Origin of the sequence: Bradyrhizobium sp. I71 (assembly GCF_022354745.1) — a bacterium.
Classification (GTDB): domain Bacteria; phylum Pseudomonadota; class Alphaproteobacteria; order Rhizobiales; family Xanthobacteraceae; genus Bradyrhizobium; species Bradyrhizobium liaoningense.
In genome coordinates this window covers 6551222-6568276 of the sequence record NZ_CP059398.1, presented here as the reverse complement: position 1 = coordinate 6568276, position 17055 = coordinate 6551222, and the positions used below count along the sequence as shown (strand labels likewise).

General features: G+C 60.6%; 17 protein-coding genes. 1 reads left to right on the top strand and 16 read right to left on the bottom strand.

Annotated elements, in window-relative coordinates:
• Positions 1 to 12: 12 nt before the first annotated feature.
• From FJV43_RS31290 to FJV43_RS31215, 16 genes are all read right to left on the bottom strand, one after another.
• On the bottom strand, positions 13 to 240 hold the full coding sequence (locus FJV43_RS31290) for an MbtH family protein (protein ID WP_061882183.1): 228 nt from the start codon (positions 238 to 240) through the stop codon (positions 13 to 15).
• Between the two features lie 372 nt (positions 241 to 612).
• A complete protein-coding gene (locus FJV43_RS31285) occupies positions 613 to 2952 on the bottom strand; it encodes a TonB-dependent siderophore receptor (protein WP_239622864.1) in 2340 nt (779 codons plus the stop codon).
• Positions 2953 to 3490: 538 nt separating this feature from the next.
• Positions 3491 to 4420, bottom strand: a complete 930-nt coding sequence (locus FJV43_RS31280) for an urease accessory protein UreD (protein WP_239622863.1) — start codon at positions 4418 to 4420, stop codon at positions 3491 to 3493.
• Positions 4417 to 5067 (bottom strand): urease accessory protein UreG, encoded by a 651-nt coding sequence (gene ureG, locus FJV43_RS31275; protein ID WP_239622862.1) that lies wholly within the window; start codon positions 5065 to 5067, stop codon positions 4417 to 4419. The genes FJV43_RS31280 and ureG overlap by 4 nt, the downstream gene beginning before the upstream one ends.
• Complete coding sequence (ureC, locus tag FJV43_RS31270) at positions 5064 to 6770, bottom strand: urease subunit alpha (RefSeq protein WP_239622861.1); 1707 nt, start codon at positions 6768 to 6770, stop codon at positions 5064 to 5066. The genes ureG and ureC overlap by 4 nt, the downstream gene beginning before the upstream one ends.
• Before the next feature lie 2 nt (positions 6771 to 6772).
• Positions 6773 to 7525 carry an urease subunit beta gene (ureB, locus tag FJV43_RS31265; RefSeq protein WP_239622860.1) on the bottom strand — a complete coding sequence of 251 codons (753 nt, stop codon included), beginning with the start codon at positions 7523 to 7525 and terminating at the stop codon, positions 6773 to 6775.
• The gene (locus FJV43_RS31260; RefSeq protein ID WP_239622859.1) at positions 7488 to 8168 is read right to left on the bottom strand and encodes an urease accessory UreF family protein; all 681 of its coding nucleotides are present in this window, start codon (positions 8166 to 8168) and stop codon (positions 7488 to 7490) included. Before FJV43_RS31260 ends, ureB begins: the two co-directional genes overlap by 38 nt.
• Positions 8158 to 8610, bottom strand: a complete 453-nt coding sequence (gene ureE / locus FJV43_RS31255; protein WP_061020436.1) for an urease accessory protein UreE — start codon at positions 8608 to 8610, stop codon at positions 8158 to 8160. The genes FJV43_RS31260 and ureE overlap by 11 nt, the downstream gene beginning before the upstream one ends.
• Positions 8611 to 8643: 33 nt before the next feature.
• Entirely contained in the window at positions 8644 to 8946 is a 303-nt protein-coding gene (locus FJV43_RS31250) for an antibiotic biosynthesis monooxygenase (RefSeq protein WP_239622858.1), read from the bottom strand.
• On the bottom strand, positions 8946 to 10460 hold the full coding sequence (locus FJV43_RS31245; RefSeq protein WP_239622857.1) for an amidase: 1515 nt from the start codon (positions 10458 to 10460) through the stop codon (positions 8946 to 8948). The genes FJV43_RS31250 and FJV43_RS31245 overlap by 1 nt, the downstream gene beginning before the upstream one ends.
• Before the next feature lie 84 nt (positions 10461 to 10544).
• Positions 10545 to 11246 carry an ATP-binding cassette domain-containing protein gene (locus FJV43_RS31240; RefSeq protein ID WP_239622856.1) on the bottom strand — a complete coding sequence of 234 codons (702 nt, stop codon included), beginning with the start codon at positions 11244 to 11246 and terminating at the stop codon, positions 10545 to 10547.
• Positions 11243 to 11971: an ATP-binding cassette domain-containing protein gene (locus FJV43_RS31235; protein WP_061882174.1), complete on the bottom strand. Its 729-nt coding sequence runs from the start codon at positions 11969 to 11971 to the stop codon at positions 11243 to 11245. Before FJV43_RS31235 ends, FJV43_RS31240 begins: the two co-directional genes overlap by 4 nt.
• Positions 11972 to 11973: 2 nt before the next feature.
• Positions 11974 to 13038: a branched-chain amino acid ABC transporter permease gene (locus FJV43_RS31230; protein ID WP_239622855.1), complete on the bottom strand. Its 1065-nt coding sequence runs from the start codon at positions 13036 to 13038 to the stop codon at positions 11974 to 11976.
• Positions 13038 to 13904: a branched-chain amino acid ABC transporter permease gene (locus tag FJV43_RS31225; RefSeq protein WP_061020378.1), complete on the bottom strand. Its 867-nt coding sequence runs from the start codon at positions 13902 to 13904 to the stop codon at positions 13038 to 13040. Before FJV43_RS31225 ends, FJV43_RS31230 begins: the two co-directional genes overlap by 1 nt.
• A 62-nt stretch (positions 13905 to 13966) precedes the next feature.
• Positions 13967 to 15205 (bottom strand): ABC transporter substrate-binding protein, encoded by a 1239-nt coding sequence (locus tag FJV43_RS31220; RefSeq protein ID WP_239622854.1) that lies wholly within the window; start codon positions 15203 to 15205, stop codon positions 13967 to 13969.
• 65 nt (positions 15206 to 15270) lie between these two features.
• A complete protein-coding gene (locus FJV43_RS31215; RefSeq protein ID WP_239622853.1) occupies positions 15271 to 16320 on the bottom strand; it encodes a substrate-binding domain-containing protein in 1050 nt (349 codons plus the stop codon).
• A 246-nt stretch (positions 16321 to 16566) separates the two neighbouring features.
• Here FJV43_RS31215 and FJV43_RS31210 point away from each other — a divergent pair, with 246 nt between their 5' ends.
• Positions 16567 to 17022: a MarR family transcriptional regulator gene (locus tag FJV43_RS31210; RefSeq protein WP_239622852.1), complete on the top strand. Its 456-nt coding sequence runs from the start codon at positions 16567 to 16569 to the stop codon at positions 17020 to 17022.
• The last annotated feature ends 33 nt before the right edge of the window (positions 17023 to 17055 follow it).

The following is a 17055-nucleotide window of genomic DNA, read 5'->3' as shown; positions in this document are numbered from 1 at the left end:
AGGCTCCGCCGACTACGCCGACCGCTGAGGCGTCGCGTCGTCCATGAACTTGCGCAGGCTGAGCGGGCGCATGTCGGTCCACACCTGCTCAATGTGGTCGAGACATTCCTTTTTGCTGCCGGTCTTCCCCACCGCCTTCCAGCCCGCCGGAATCGTCTTGAACGTCGGCCAGATGGAGTATTGCTCTTCGTGATTGATGACGACGGTGAAGGTGACGTCGTCTCTGTCGAACACCATCATGGCGCGATCCCCTTTCAGCAAGCGAAAGTAGAGACGTTTGACTAGGTCAGAAGCAGACGATGGTCAAAGCAATATCGACGCGACTTTTTTTAAGACCTCAAAACTGGCGACGCGGAGACACAATGCAACCTCCGCGCTTGCGCGCCAACGCGCGGGAAAATATCGAGATTTCAGGACACGTCGCAGTTTGCTGCAATTCTAACTGGACAAGCAGGAACTTTTCGGATGCAGAATGATCGCGCGGTCTGTCGCGGGCCATCCTTCATCGCATTGTCATCAATTGCGACAAGCGCGCCATTGCTGACGATAGAGCATACAAAAAACCGCCGCGGACAAGATCCGCGGCGGTACATATCTGAAGCGTCGTGGTGCTCAGAAATTGAACGTCGTCGATAAAAGGTATGTACGTGGCGCACCTAGTGAAATCGCGCTGCTGACCGTCCGATAGGAATTCCAGTACGCTTCGTTGAACACGTTCTCGACACTGGCACGAATGACGATCGGCTTGCCGTTCCACGGCGACAGGAAGGTGTATCGCGCACCAAGATCAACCCGCGTCCAAGCAGGAAGCTCCTGCGTATTCGCATCGTTGGCGTAACTTTCGCTAGTGTAGATGACGCGACCTGTCATAGTCAGTCCCGGCAGGAACGGAGTATCCCACTCGGCTCCTAGGTTGAAGTTGATCGCAGATACGCCGACAGGGATCTTGCCGTTATAGCTGACAATGATCGATCCAACCGAGACTGCCTGCCTCACCACCTCGCCGTCAATGAAGGTCACGCCACCCAGCAACCGAAACGTCGGCGTCAGCTCGCCGAAGGCGAACAGTTCAAAGCCCCGATTGCGCTGCTCACCGGAAAGTCGCCTCGCGGGCAAGGCCTGCCCCGGAACGGCGACCGAGATAATATTCGGACTGGTGATGTCGAATACGCTCGCGGTAAAGCCGATCCGGCCCATATCGACCTTCATCCCGACTTCCTTCTGCTTGGTCTGAGCGGGAGGAATGATCTCGCCGACGTTCGAGTACGACGTGGCTCCGACAACGACTTCCGGCGCCTTCAGGCCTTCGATGTAGTTTGCGTAGAGCGCAATATTCTCCACCGGCTTGACGATAACCGCATAGCCGGGGCTCCAGGTCGGAACATCGACACTTGATTTGGCGGAAGTCAGTAGATTCACACTATCTACACCCGCGGTCTGTCGCCTCGCCCCGATGACGAACTGAAGCCTGTTGTCGAGCATAGACATCGTGTCAGCGACACCGACGCTGGTAAGCTTTGTCTGCGTCTCCAAATTTTGCACGACTGTAGCGAAATTCGGATAGGGGATCGGGAGCGGATTATACAGATTCGAATTGATGGCAGCACCTGCCTTGCCGAACGAACTGTAATCCCGTTCGAAGGCTGAGTAGTTGACGGTCAAGAGATGATTGATAGGACCGGTATCCACAGAGGCGCGCAGCCCGACCTCACCCGCGTAGTTGTCATAGACATCGCGTCCACTAAACGGAGCCGCCGTCCAGTTGCCGTTCGCGCTCGTTATGCGAGGAGACGGATAGACGTAGTCTATCTCACTCTTGTGATATCCAGCCGCACCATATGCAGTTAGCGACTCCGTCAGATCGACTTCGCCGCGCGTCATGGCGAACGCATCTCTCGGTTTCCATGTCGCCCAGTCCGGCATGTAGTTTGCGCCGGGCTTCGGAAGGGCTGGAACCGGAATCGTGGTGGCGAAGGGAGGACTGGTGGTAAACGTCAAGAATCGGAGCGGTGGCTTGAGATTTTCAGTTTGGTAACCAATGTCCGTTGAAAAGCGGACACGCTCACCGCGATAATCGAGATTGAGCACAGCGTTGCCGAACTGATCGGTCTGCCGGTCATAAGCGGTCGACCCGCCCCGCGCTTCGCCGTTGAACCGAACTCCCCATTCCTTATGTTCGCCGTATCGCCGGCTCACATCCGTCTGCAGTCCGAATTGCGACTTCGATATATAGAGTGCGGTCAACTGCGTTATGTCGAAGTCGGGTGCGCGTTTCGTCACTAGGTTGATGCTGCCGCCATTAGCTCCCGCAGGGGGCATACCGCTGAGAAGCACGCCCGGCCCCTTCAAAACCTCGACACGTTCGAGGAAGTTCGCCGACGTTGAATAGAACGGCGCCATTCCATACAGGCCGTTCATGGCGTAGTCACCACTGTCGTGGTAGAATCCTCTGATGTAAACGCCATCAATGCCGTTGCCTGCTGGCGTCTTCGTCCGAACCGAGGGATCGTTGAACAGCACGTCGCCGACAGTTCGAGCTTGCTGGTTCTGTATCAGCTCTGCCGTATAGCTTGTCTGATTGAACGGCGTGTTCATCACACCGCGATTGCCGAGAAGACCGAGACTGCCGCCGGTCGCGACCTGGCCGCCTGCATAGGCCGGCGGGACGGTGCCGATCGTTCCGGTCGACGGTACGACATAGGGAACGGGCGCGGCCTGGCGCGGAGCCGCCGCGGCGACGGATCGCTGTCCCCGCGATGCGCGCGTCGACTGGGATCTTTGAACCGACTGTCGTGTTCTCGGCTTGGGTGCATCGACGGTCACCGGCGGCAGGTTCGTTTGCGCAAACGCTTGCTGAAGGTCACCCGACGATTCCAGCGATAGCGCAAGATAGCTCACCGCTCCCAGCGATAGCGTACGCACAATTTTCCTAGCCGAGAGTTCACGCGTCATTCCTGCACCCCAATTCCACTACAGGTCCCCGCGCTTCCTAACATACGCGGGTGCTCCGAGAAGGGATGGAGAACTAGAAGTTATCTAAGGTTGCACGACAAACCGTCGCGATTGGACGATCGTTGCCGGCCTCGAATGACGCCGCTCAATCTTTGAATGTTTCTATTTTCAAATCGTTCTAATCTCAGTCCGCATGCGGCATCTCGGCAAGACTCCGTTGCTCCGTCTCGGATTTCCGACCGTTCCGAGCAGGTTGCGTATCGCCCGTTCCCAGCAAGTCCATTGCCGCCTTGGATCGCACATCAATACACTCGAAGTCCTCAGACTCGCGCAGCGGAGGACCATGCGCAGGATGTCGCACCTCTTTCCAAATCTTGTGCGCTTCTAAGATGGGCAAGCGGTGCGGACATCATTTGCGCAATGATCGAACACGTCGCCATGGGCGATGTCCACTTTCACCCCTGATCGGACACCACATCCCGAATCAAGGCTTCTGCTTCCAGATGGGCTCGCTCCATCATCGCGTCGGTCGCTGTTCTCAGCGTCGCTCACAGCTCGCCGCGCCCCGGTGCGATACCGACGCCGGCTCTTCAAGCCTCGCATCGTGACCTGCATTTCTTTCGGTGATGGACAAGTTCTCGGAACGAAGTCCGTCAATCCATTCCGAGAGCGTTTCGCGGTAGATTAGTTTGATCCTCTCAAAAGCTTGACGGATATATCTTAGGTCCAGGGCGGCGAGACGGATCGAGAGCCCCGCCTGTGCCGGCGACGCGCTCACTGCGCCATAGAGCCCTTTGATTCGCTGTAGCGTTCCTGCCAACTTCCCTTGCAGCTTCCCCAGATCATGTGCAGAGGGCAGCACAATGAATGCCGATCCGAAGGCCCCGTAGCCACGAAAGAGGCTTCGGTCTGGGCGAAATAGGCGCGTCCGCTCCACCAGCAGCGGCTCGCCACCCGATCTTCTCAGGCAGAACGTCGACTCCAGCTCGCGGAAGTAGCTCGTTCTACCACTGGGGTCGTGCATCGTGAATGCATCGACGATCAACGCATAGGCGTCGGGCGCGCAGTCAAGCTCGATCGTCTGTGACAATGCCGCCTCGGGAAACAGGATGCGCGGCTCCGGCAGATATTCGAGACTGGCCCTGCTCGCGACATCAAGCTCCACCGTCTCGACAGCGCGCGCAGCGGGGTGGGCGCGATGAACCGACGTCGCGCCCTGGTTGGTCAGGCAAACGGCTGTCCCGGGGCCAAGCATGAGGCGCTGCGCAAGGCTGTCCTCTCCGTGAACCGCTCCGCTCGCCGTCTGCACAATCACACTGAGGCGATCCGGACGATCCGGATCGACATGAAAGCTGCGCGTCAGCACGAATGGCCAAGCGAAGTTCCGTCGGTCGATCACAGTACGGTTGGCACGCCGAACGAAGCTAAGGTCGAGCCGCGCTGCGTCGCTCGCCGTTGCATCATTCATGTCTTGAACAACACTTCGCGCTCGAGGAGGTCGACGATCGATTCGATACCGTCACCGCGGCGACAATTGGTGAGCAGTACCGGGCGATCTCCTCGGACGTTCAATGCGTCTCGATGCATGCACTCCAGATCTACGCCAACGTGAGGCGCCAGATCGACCTTGTTGATGACGAGAAGATCGGCGCGAATGACACCCGGACCGCGCTTGCGCGGAATATCGTCGCCTCCGGCCACATCGATCACGAACATCCAAAAGTCCGTCAGATCGCGCGAGAACGTCGAGGCGAGATTGTCACCACCACTTTCGAGCAGGATCAGCTCGACTCCCGGGAAACGGCGTTCGAGCTCATCCGCGGCTTCAATGTTGAGTGTGGGATCCTCGCGAATTACGGTGTGCGGACACGCACCCGCCTCGACCGCCGACACCCGTGCCGGATCGATCAGCCCGGAACGCCTGATCCGCTCGGCGTCTTCAGCCGTGACGAGATCGTTGGTGATGACGGCGATATCGATGCCCCGCGCAGTGAGTGCTGGAATCAAGCATTCCACCAATGCAGTCTTGCCTGAACCGACCGGTCCTCCGATTCCAACCCGTGCGGCCGCGATCCGTGGCTGCGCCACTCCATTGTTGAGCGAGAGCCGGCTCATCGGAGCATATACCGTCTTGCCAACGGCACCTTCGTCGCCGGCGGGCACATCAGAAGCTTCCCATCAGCCCGAACCTCGAACGTTTGCGGGTCGACCTCGACATGCGGTGTCGCGGCGTTGCGCAACATGTCTGCCTTCCGCAATTTCCGTACATTCTTGATCTGGACGGGGGCGCGCTCGAGGCCGAGCTTGCGGGTCACATCGGCATCCATGGCGAGCTTCGACATGAAGTTGACGCCCAGCCTTTGCGGTGCTGCACCGAGCGCCCCCCACATCCGCTTCTGGATCATCGGTTCCGACAGGCCGAGGCTGCCATTGCCGTCGCCCATGGCTGCCCAGACGACAAAACCGTTCTTGATCACCATATAGGGCTTGATGCCGAACGAAGCGCGCGGCCAGAGAACGAGATCGGCCATCTTGCCGGGCTCGATCGAGCCGACGAGGTGATCGATGCCCACCGCAATGGCGGGATTGATGGTCAGCTTGGCAATGTAGCGCTTGATGCGCTCGTTGTCCGCACGTGCCGTCTTTTCCTCGGGCAGGCGGCCGATCCGGTCCTTCATCACGCTCGCCAGCTGCCAGCACTTCGCGACGTTCTCGGCGAGGCGTCCCATGCCTTGCGTATCCGTGCCGAATATCGAGATCGCCCCCATGTCGTGCAGAAAGTCTTCCGCCGCCATCGACTGGGCGCGCACCCGTGCCTCGCCGAACATCACGTCTTCGGGCGCGTTGTAATTGAGCTGATGACAGATCATCGTCATCGGCACGCCCTCCTCCATGCCGTAAGACGTGTACGGATTGGTCGGATTGGTCGACGAGGGAATAACGTTGTCCCACGACACGACCTTCAGCAGGTCCGGGGCGTGACCGCCGCCGGCGCCCTCCACGTGATACATATGGATGGTGCGACCCTCGACGGCCGCCATCGTATCCTCGCAAAAGCCGTATTCGTTGATCGAGTCGGTGTGGAGGTGAACAGCGAAATCATTGCGATCTGCCGCAATGAGGCTCTGATCAATCACCGCGGGGGCGGCGCCGAAATCCTCGTGAATCTTCACGGACATGCCGCCGGCCGCAACCGCTTCCTCGATCGCCTCGGGGTTGGACCCCGCACGTCCGAACAAGGCGAAATTGAGCGGCGAGAATTCGATCGCTTGCAGGAAGCGCGCGAAGGTCGAAGCGGCCCCGCTGCCGACGTCAAAAACGGGTCCTGATCCGTTTCCGACCAGGGTGGTCGTCCCGCCGGAAAGCGCATGGTCGGATTGCTCGGGCGAGATGAGGTGCGCGTGGGACTCAATGGCGCCGGCGGTGACAATGAAAGGACCGCCAGCAATCGGCGCCGTCGTGTGACCTACGACCATGTCGGGATGCACGTCCGGCATCACGTCGGGATTGCCGGCCTTGCCGATGCCAACGATGCGCCCGTCACGGATGCCGATGTCGGCCTTCACGATGCCGGCGACTGCGTCGACGATGGTGGCGTTCTTGATGACAACGTCAAGGGCCTTGTGCGAGGCAGTCCTGTAGGCGTTGACGCCTTCGCCATCGCGCAGGTTCTTTCCTGCACCAACCAGCAGTTCGTGCCCGTAGGTGGTGTAGTCGTGCTCGATCTCGGCGAGCAGACTGGTGTCGGCCAGTCGCACGAGGTCGCCCTTGGTGGGCCCGTAGAGTTCGCCGTAGGCCCTGCGTGACAGTGTGGCCATGGTCAGGCTCCCAGATAGCCGCGGGCGCGAGCCCGCTGAAGCGCATCATCCCTCGCCGACGGCGCATCCAACGAACCGTTGACGAGGCCTGCCTGCCCATGCACGACGCGATCACCCGAGATCGGGACCAGCCGCACGGACTTGGTGACCCCCGGCTCGAAACGGATACCGGCCCCCGCGGGACGGTCGATTTTCCTGCCCCAGGCCGCCGCGCGATCGAAGAGCAAGGCGCGATTGACCTCGAAGAAATGGGTGTGGCTTCGAACCTGAACGTCACGGTCGCCGGTATTCGTGACATCGATGGTGATCGCAGCCAAGGTTGCGAAGCTCTCAATGTCTCCGTCACCCGGGATGATCTCACCGGGCACGATATCGTCCACGACAGATGTGTCACTGGGACCGACCGGCTCGAAAAGCGCCATCACCTTGGTCCCTTCCGCGAACATGCATTCGATATAGAGCATCGGAATCATCTGCCCGACGCCGGGCTCGACATCGTCCCATGTCAACAATCGGCCTGCCATGTCGCGGATCTCTGCGTAAGGCATGTTACGGCGCGCCGCGGTCATGACCTCGTCTGTGATGTAGGCGACCGCCTCCGGATGGCTCAGCCGGATTCCAAGCGACCGATTGCGGCGCGCCATTTGCGCGGCATTGAAGATGACGAGGCGGTCCATCTCGGTCGGTGAAAGGCTCATCATGGAAAAGCATCCTCTCTCAAGTCGTGAACATGCGGACGTGTCGCAGCGGTCCACGCGAAACCGCGATGTCGATAAACGGCGTGAAGCTCGCAGGCAGCGCATCGGGCGGCGGGGTTTCCTCGAGCAGTCCCGCCAGCAACATGCGTGCGGCGTCCTGGCTGCGCTGCGCCTCGATGTGGCCGATGATCCCGAGCCTTACGGCTGCGCTGACAAGGCCGGTCACGAGCGTCCAGCCCGAGACCAGTTCTGCGGCCTCCAGGCTGAGCCCCGCGTCCCTGCCGACGACGGCCTGCACGACGGCCAGATGGCCCAGCCTCGTGTCCGACGACACCAGGCCACGGTAGGCGACCGATAGCGGTCCATCGAGCTTGAACCATACCCCGAGTAGCGCCCTGCCCGCCCGCCGCGATCCTTCCCGCATTTCGGCGGAAGGTGTTGCCGCCTCGGCCAGGCGATCCACGCGCGCGATGGCCACACAATCCTCTGCCCGAAAGGCCTGGCGCAGCAGGACACGGTCCATGCTTGCCCAGCGCCGCTCGAGCTGGTCCGCGATAGTCCGGTCGAGCTCGCTGCGATTGGCAAGCATGCCGTCGGCAGCAAGTCCTTCCAGCCCCCAGGAGAATGCAAAGCCGCCGGCCGGGTAGGCACTGTCCCCGAGCTGCAACAAGGCCAGCGTCTGCAATCTGTCAAACAGCATCGCTCTCCACGATCTCGCCCGCCTCGAGCAGCGGTCTGATCCGTGCCCGATAGGTGTCGAGCGGCCCGTCCAGCAGGACAACAAGGAGATCGCCCTCGAAACGGACCCGCCAATGCAGATTTCCGGCATTCCAGCCGAGCTTCAGCGCAGCAGCCTGGTTGACGGGCTTCAATCGCCAGCATTCCTGCTCACCGAAGCGGACGATGATGGCGCGATCATGTGCGAGAAACAGCAGTGCCCCGTCTACCAGGTCCTCGTCCCGGTCCAGGCTGACGGCGCAATCGGTACCGCGATCGGTCGTCAAGCGAAAGCGCTTGCGGCCGACGTCGGACGGCGGCACGAACAGGAGTTCGATCCCGCCATGATGCTCGACGTGGTGGAGACGGCCTGCATAGGCCGCGTCGTCGGATCGTCCGATGATGCCGTGAAGCCGTAACGTCACGATACCCTCCCGCAAATGACAGATGGACCCGGCTCACCGCATCGTTGCCGACACCTCCCTCGAGGTCACCAAAGTGACCTCGCCATCCAGGATGGGCTTGGCAATTCCGAAGAAGGTCGCGACGACCGCCGAACTGTTGTGGCGATCCATCGCGGCCTTGTCGGCAAATCGCTCATACGTCGTGAACACACCCGGGTCCTCCTCGCTCTGCGAGATGAAGAATCCGATCGTATCAGGCTCGTTGGCCGCAACATTCGCGGCGACGGCCATCAACGCGTCGCGCATCGTGGTCTCATGCCCGGACTTTGCCCTGATGACGGCGGTGATGGTGATCATCAGAATTTCTTCCAATCACCGTCGGCTTCGAAGGCGCTCGCCGCCTGGTAGATGGTCGCCTCGTCATAGTCCTTGGCGATCAGCATCAGGCCGACCGGAAGGCCGTCCGACAGCCCGCAGGGAATGGTCATCGCGGGATGGCCGGTTACGTCGAACGGACTGGTCGTGGCCGTCATTTCAAAGGCACGCTGGACAATCTCGGCGAGCGGCGCATCCTTGGCCGGGATCGGCGTGGCGACACAGGGCAAGGTCGGCATCAGCAGCAGATCGTAAGAGCCGAATACCGCATCATAGGCCGCCTTGGCAGCGATCGCGATGTTGCGTGACTTGGCATAGTAACGACCGCGATAGTGGCTGACGCCCCACTGCCCGACCAGCATGGTGAGCTTGAGCGTTTCCGACAGGTCGTCGGCACGGCTACGCCAACCGGAATGGGCGTCGAGCAGGCCCACGTCATAGAGGCCCTTCCAGTTGAAGCCCATGCCGTTGCCGATCATCATCTGGACCAGGAATCCTTCCAGAGTGATCGGGTTCCAGGCCGCGAGTGCATGTAGGTGTTCGGGAATCGAAACTTCCGACACGCTGGCACCGAGCTTCGCGAACCGCTCCGCGCCGGCCTTCACCTTGGACGCAACGCCTTCCTGCATGTTCGCAACGGCAAATCCCTCCTTGAGGATGCCGATCTTCATGCCCTTGACGCCCCTGCGGAGCATCTCCGTGTAGCTCGTGACCTTCGGCGCATATTGGCGCGGATCGAGTCCGTCGGGGCCTGCCAGCACTTCCAGCAACAGAGCGTTGTCGGCGACGTTGGCCGTCATCGGGCCGGTGTGGTCGATGGTCGATTCGATCGGCATCACGCCCGTATACGGCACGAGCCCGTGCGTCGCCTTCATGCCGTAGATGCCGCAATAGGATGCCGGGATCCGGATCGAGCCGCCCTGATCGCCGCCGATCGCCATGTCGACCTCGCCGGCTGCGACCAGCGCCGCACTTCCCGACGAGGAGCCGCCGGCCGAATAGCCCATCTTGAGGGGATTGTGAACCGGTGCAGGATTGGAGGTATGGCTGCCGCCCGACAAGCAAAAATGCTCGCACACAGCCTTGCCGACGATGGTGCCGCCGGCATCGAGTATGCGGGTCACGATCGTTGCGTCGGCGGCGGGAATGAAGCCCTCGAGCGTGGTCGAGCCGTTCATCATGGGGACGCCGGCCAAGGCGACGTTGTCCTTCAGCACGATGGTACGACCCGCGAGCTTGCCGGTGGCTGCGCCCTTGACCTCGGTCTTGATCGCCCACGCGCCGTACTTGTTGTCCTTCGGCATCGGCTTGGAGCCCGGCATGCGCGGATATTTGACCGGCGGCAGCGGGTTCGGCAGCTCGTCGATGACGTCGTAGGCGTCGAACATCCCGCCCATGAGGGCAAGATAGCTTCCGGCTTCTTCGACCGTCATGTTCATGTGCAGGCTCGCGGCGAGCTCGGCGACATCTTCGGCAGTCGGGCGTTTGATAGACATAAGTCATCCTTTCTTGTGAGGACAAGCCGGCAGCAACAGAACCAGCGATCGTAACGACCGGCGCAGCCGCGCCGGAGATTGAACTTAGTTTGGATGCATCGCGCCGTCCCGAGCCAGAAGGCTTTCTCGGTCGAGCTCTCCGGTGATGCGCCCCTTCTGGATATTGAGGATCCGGTCCGACAGTGAGGTGATGAACTCGAGGTTCTGCTCGACGACGATCAGCGACATGTTCCACCGCTTCTTCAGCGCGAGCAGCGTCTCGACGATCTCTTCGATGATCGAAGGTTGGATACCCTCGGTCGGCTCGTCCAGCAGGATCAGTCGGGGCTTCGTGCAGAGACAGCGCGCCAATGCCAGCAATTGCTGCTCGCCGCCCGAGAGGGCCCCACCGCGTCGGTCGAGCAGTCTCACCAGGCGCGGAAAGTCCTGAAGCACCGCGTCGATCACCGATCGGTCCTCCTTCGGCGCCGCCGCCAGGCCCATTCGCAGGTTCTCAAGGACGCTCAGGTCGGGAAATATCTCTCGTCCTTGCGGCACAAGCCCGATGCCAAGCCTGGACCGCTCGTGCGGCTTGAGATGGGTGATCGGCTTGCCGGCGAACGTGACGGTGCCGCCCGTCGTCGGCAAATGCCCCATCAGCGCACGCAGCGTCGTGGTTTTGCCCATGCCATTGTGGCCGAGAATACCGAGATACTCGCCATCCTGAACCGTCATGTCGAGACCAAACAAGATTGGGATGCGGCCGTAGCCCGATCGTAGATCCCGGACCTCGAGAAGCGCGCTCATGCCGCCACCTTCTTGCCGAGATAGACGTCGCGCACGCGCTGATCCGCCAAGACCTTGTCCACGGTGTCTTCGACCAGCACCCGCCCCTGATGAAAGACCGTCACCTTCTTTGCGATCTGCTTGATGAACTCCATGTCGTGCTCGACGACGATGATGGCGCGGGTCTGGTTGATCTCGCGGATGATGGCGGCTGTGTGCAGTGTCTCCTCGTCGGTCATCCCGGCGGCCGGCTCATCGAGCAGGATCAATTCCGGCTCAGCCGCAAGCACCATGCCGATTTCGACCCATTGCCGTTGGCCGTGTGACAGCGTCGCCACGATGCGATCGGCATGATCCGTCAACCGGATCATCTGCAATACCGCATCGACCGCGGGCCCCTGGGCGCGCGGCGTCGCTTTCCGCCGAACAGCGAGCCAGATGTTCTCTCGCACCGAGAGACCGTTGAAGACGTTCGGCACCTGGGTCTTGATGCCGATTCCCATGCGGGCGATCTCGTGCGACAGCTTGCCGGCGATCGGCTGACCGCGAAACGCAATTGCGCCCGAAGTTGGAACCAATTGTCCAGTCAGCGTCTTGAAGAACGTGCTCTTGCCGGCGCCATTGGGTCCAATCAGGCAGCGCAGCTCCATCTCTTCCAAAGTGAAGGTAATGTCGTCATTGGCGACTACGCCGCCAAAACGCATCGTGAGGTGCTCGGCCTTGAGCAGAGGTACGAGGTCCGCCATGGTCATTCGGCTCCGGCCATGTGGGACGCGGCCACTGATGGCGGCACCTGATCATCTACGGGCTGCGCCTTCGCTTCTGGAGCTGGCACGAGCCGCATCAGCAGGTCGCGCGCCGTCGGCACCAGTCCCTTGGGGAGCAGCAGCACAAAGACGACCAGCACGGCACCAAGCACGAGGTTGGAGTTCAGGGCCTGTTGCGAGCCGATATAGGCGACGATGTATTCGATGAGCACACAGCCAACGATGGGACCCAGCAACGTGCCGAGCCCGCCCACCGTGATCCAGATGATGATCTCCGCCGACAATGACAGGCTGAAGATGGTCGGCCCGACGAACGCGCCCCAGTTGACGTAGAGCGCACCAGCGAGCCCAGCGATCGCGCCGCTCAGAATGAAAGTGAGCAACTTGACCTTCCGCGGGTCGTAACCGAGCAGCGAGGCACGAACCTCGTTCTCACGCACCGCCACGATGACGCGTCCAGCCGGTAGAGACAGCAGCAAACGGAGAAGCAGAAATGTCCCGAGCAACGTCCCACCCGTCACCCACCAGGATTGTTCGGGCGACAGGATTTGGTCCGGATAGAATGGAACGTTGAAGGTCGGCACCGCCGGCATGCCATTGAAGCCGCCGAGTAACGCCTTCCCAATCCTGTACTCGTCGCCCGAGGTCGAGTTGACGCAGTTGAACAGGATCAGAGTCACGGTGAGCGTGATCACACCGAGATAGACGTCGGAGATACGGCCGAAGAAGATGAAGTAGCCGAGGATCGCGGCGAACAACGCGGGAATGATAATGGCAAGCAGGATCGACGGCGTGGAATCCTGAAAATTGATCGCTGATATCGCGTAGGCATAGCCGCCGAGGCCGAAGAAGGCCGTCTGTCCGAAGGACAGGATACCGCCGAAGCCCCAGATGAAGGCGAGGCTGAGCGCCAGCACCGCCATTGCCGCGAACAACGTCAACTGCATCATTGCGAACAGCTCGATGACGCTCGGGATCAGCACGATCGCGATGATCGCGATGAGGACGGCAACCGCCTGAGCCACAAGGCGAAAGCGGATGGTCATTACAGATTCCCCTTGAAGAAGCGGCCGGAAATTCCCTGCGGCAGCAGGCGGATCAGCACGATTGCGGCCGTGAACACCAGGACTTCGCCATAGACCGGCGTGGTGAAGAAGGCGCCGACCTGATTGACAGCACCGAACAGGCTCGCCGCCGACATCGTCCCCGACAGAATGGCGGCGCCTCCCCCGACGACGGTCATGAAGGCCTTGGCGACGTAGGCGCCACCCATGCCGGGCGTGATGCCCGAAACCGGAGCCAGCAGGCCTCCGGCGAGCCCTGTGATGGCCGCTCCGACCGCGAACGTACTCATGTAGACCCGCGCCGGATTGACTCCCAGCGTGGCCGCCATCGCCGGGTTCTGCATCGTCGCGCGGGCGATCAGGCCGAAGCGGGTGTAGCTCATCACGCCGTAGACCACGGCCATCATTACCACCGCCATTCCGGCCAGGAACAGCGTGTAATAGCTCGACTGATACGAACCGATGGAGAAGCCGCCAAGCGGGGTCGGCACGCCCTGCTGAGTATTGCCGTAGATCGTAGTGACGATCCCGATGATGAGAAGACTGAGCCCCCAGGTCGCGAGCATCGAATCGACGAGGCGACCGTAGAGAAAGCGAATAAGACACCGCTCGATGACGAGACCGACGAGACCGACGAAGAGCGGAGCAACGACCAGCATCGCGATCCAGATATTGACGCCTGCATTGGCCGATATGACAGTCGCATAGGCGCCGAGCATGATGAACTCGCCATGGGCGAGATTGATGATCTTCATCATGCCGAAGATGATCGCCAATCCAAGGCACAACAGGAACAGCGACGATATCCCATTCAGGACGTCGAGCGCGACGATGAGGTAGATCGCCATTCTTGGATTCTTCCGGTCCCCTCGAGGTCACGGGCCCCGCCGATGGCGAGGCCCGGCAAACGTCAAAGATTGATGATGTACTGCTTGGTGTCGTTCGGATTTTTGACGAGATCGCAGACGCTCGCCGTGTCGGCCGGCTTGACGTCGGAGTAACTCTCCAGCACCGACCATTTGCGATCCTTCACCTCGGCGAGGAACGCATTTCGGGTGGTATGATGGGTCGGCTTGTCCAAGGTGACCTTGCCGCTCGGGCCATCGAAAGCGATCCCGTCCTCCAGCGCGGCAATCACCTTCATGCGATCGATGCTGGCAGCTTTCTTCACGCCGGCAGCCCAAAGCATGACGCCCTCATAGGTGCAGGCAGCCAGCTCGCTGACATAAGGGGAGTCGGGATGGGCCTTCTTGATCTTCTCGACGAAGCTCTTCGAGGCCGGCGTGGTAAGCTCCTCGAAGTAGCCGTAGGCGCCGAGAATGGAATCGCTTTCGGCCGCATCGAGTGTGGTCGGCTCGTTGACGAGACCGAAAGTGGTCGACGCGATCGGAATCTTGCCCTTCATGCCGGCCGAGGTCCATTGCCGGTAGAAGGCCGTATGATTGCCGCCGACCAGTGCCGACAGGATGAGGTCGGGCTTTGCCGCCTGAATCTTCGAGATGGTCGTGCCGAAATTGGTGACGTCGAGCGGGAAAAAGTCGGTCGCCAGCACCTCGCCGCCATTGTCCTTGACGTACTTCGTCATCCACTTCGCGGTGATCTGACCGTAATTATAATCGGCGGCAATGATGTAGGCCTTCTTGCCGGACTTCTTCATCGCGCTCGGCACCAGCTTTTCCACGGTCTGCGCAGGCGTGGTACCGGTGCAGAAGGTGTTGCGATCGCAGACACCCCCCTCGTAGAGAACGTTGTAGAAGTACAGCACCTTGAATCGGTCGAAGGTCGGACGCACCGCCTCGCGCGAGGCCGAGGTGATGCCGCCATGAACGACATCGACCTTGTCTTTCACCGCAAGCTGCTGCGCGAATTGCGAGTACATCTGAATGTTCGACTGCGTGTCGTAGTGGATGACCTTCAGCGGCCGCCCCAACAATCCTCCGCCGGCATTGATCTCATCCACGGCAAGCTGGAGCGCGTAGACCATGGGCGTGCCGGACGCTGCGATCGGACCAGACTGGTCATGAAGGCTGCCGACGACGATCGGGTTTTCGGCGCCAAAGGCGCCGGAGCGGAAGATTGCAGGTGCAGCAATCAACGTGGTCGTTGCAATTGCTGAGCGCTGCAGGAAGCGACGGCGGGAGAAAGTCATAAATGTCCCCTCAATCTTTGAGATGGAAAATATTACTAATACAATATTTGAAAAGGCAAGCGTTTTTATCGCCGCGCGATGATGGAGAAATCGTACCCATCGAGCTGAGCCAGATAGATAGGATGGCGGCCGCCGACCACCGATTGCGCCAGGTCGCCTCGTGCCGTGCGTCGCTGGAACGTCCTTCCGTACAGGCGCGTCAATTTGCGCGCATCGAGACTGGCGGCCTCCTCGATCAGGGACGCGAGCGAGTAAATGCCTTCGTAGCAGGACTCACCAAAGGCATTCACGGGAGGTGGACTATCGCCGAACGCCGTATGATAACGCTCCAGAAACGCGCCATTGTTACGTGAGCGGATCGACCCGTAGTAGCTCGAAGCGGCGTAAAGATTCTCGGTTTCATCTACATGGAGGCCGTATGCCACGGTCTCGTCGATCGCCGAGGAAAACCGCAGCGTGCGCGAACTCAACCCGGCCGCACAGAAGGCGCGATTGAATGCGATGCAGTCAGAGCCCAGGAAATACGGAAGAACGACGTCCGAGCGCGTTGCCTTGATCCGGTCCAGCATCTCGTCGAAGTCATGCTGGCCGACCGGCAGATAATATTCACCCGTCACCGTGCCGCCGAAGCGGGCAATCAACCTGCGCGCAATCTGAAGGGATGAGCGAGGCCATACGTAGTCATTGCCGCAAAGGAAATATCGGCGCGCACGCCTCGTTTCCGAAAGCCATTGAATCGCGGGAGAAAGCAGCTCTTCGGCGGTCTCACCGGTCGCCATGACGTCCAGCGTCGATGAGCGGCCTTCGAACTGCGGCGTATATATAAACGGAACGCGACCACGGGCCGCGCGCGCCACGAAATCGCGCGCGAAGCTCGGCAACATTCCGACGATGCCGTCGACACAATCGATGTCAATTGCATCGCGCGCGGCCCACCCCGCACTTGGGCCGGTTTCTCCGGCGTTCACGACGTGCAATTCGACGGGACAGCGCAGGACACCGGACATGGCGTTAATCTCGTCGACGGCCAAGCGTCCGCACGCCTCGGCTGACGGGGCCCAAAGCCCCGCGGCGCCGCTCTGCGGGATGAGCAGACATATCCGGACGCTACGCAACGATGGTGTCTCCGCACTTTCCGTGCACAGAACACTCACGAATCGTGCCAACGGCAATCCTGTGCCGGGACGGCCCGTTTGACGACGCGAACGCTCGATCCTGAAGGGAACATGCCCTTTTTCAGGGCGCCAGCCGATGCATTAGCCCCTTCCCTAGGCAGTTGCGCGCAAACCTGCTTTTCGCTTGCCCCTCGTTACGTTCCAAGGCAAATATTGAAATATCAAATAATTCGCTAAGGGTGCAACGTGGACCTCCCCGAACTCATCCGAGGTGTGAATCGCCGGCTTGAGCAGATGCTGGAAGCGGAGCTCAAGCCACGAAGCCTATCTCTTCACCAGTACCGCGTGCTCGAGGCGCTGACCGAAGGAAACGGGCTGCCGATGGGCGATCTGGCAACCCGTCTCTTGGTCGACGGTCCAACGCTCACAAAGATCATCGACAGAATGGTCGAGTCGGCGCAGGTCTATCGCGCGCCCGATCCACAGGACCGGCGCAGGGTCCTGATTTTCCTCTCGCAGCGAGGAGCAGAGCAATTCAAGGACATCGGCCCAATCATCAAATCCATTCAACAGAACCTTTTGAACAGGCTGGGCGCATCAGATGCCACAGTTCTGACGAGCCTGCTCTCGGAGTTGCTTAGCGACCGTGCCTCCGCGCATTCATACCCTGTTCGCGGACGAGAAACACTGATCCACGATTGATGGCCTTCGCCCGCGGGCTACTTCGTACGCCGG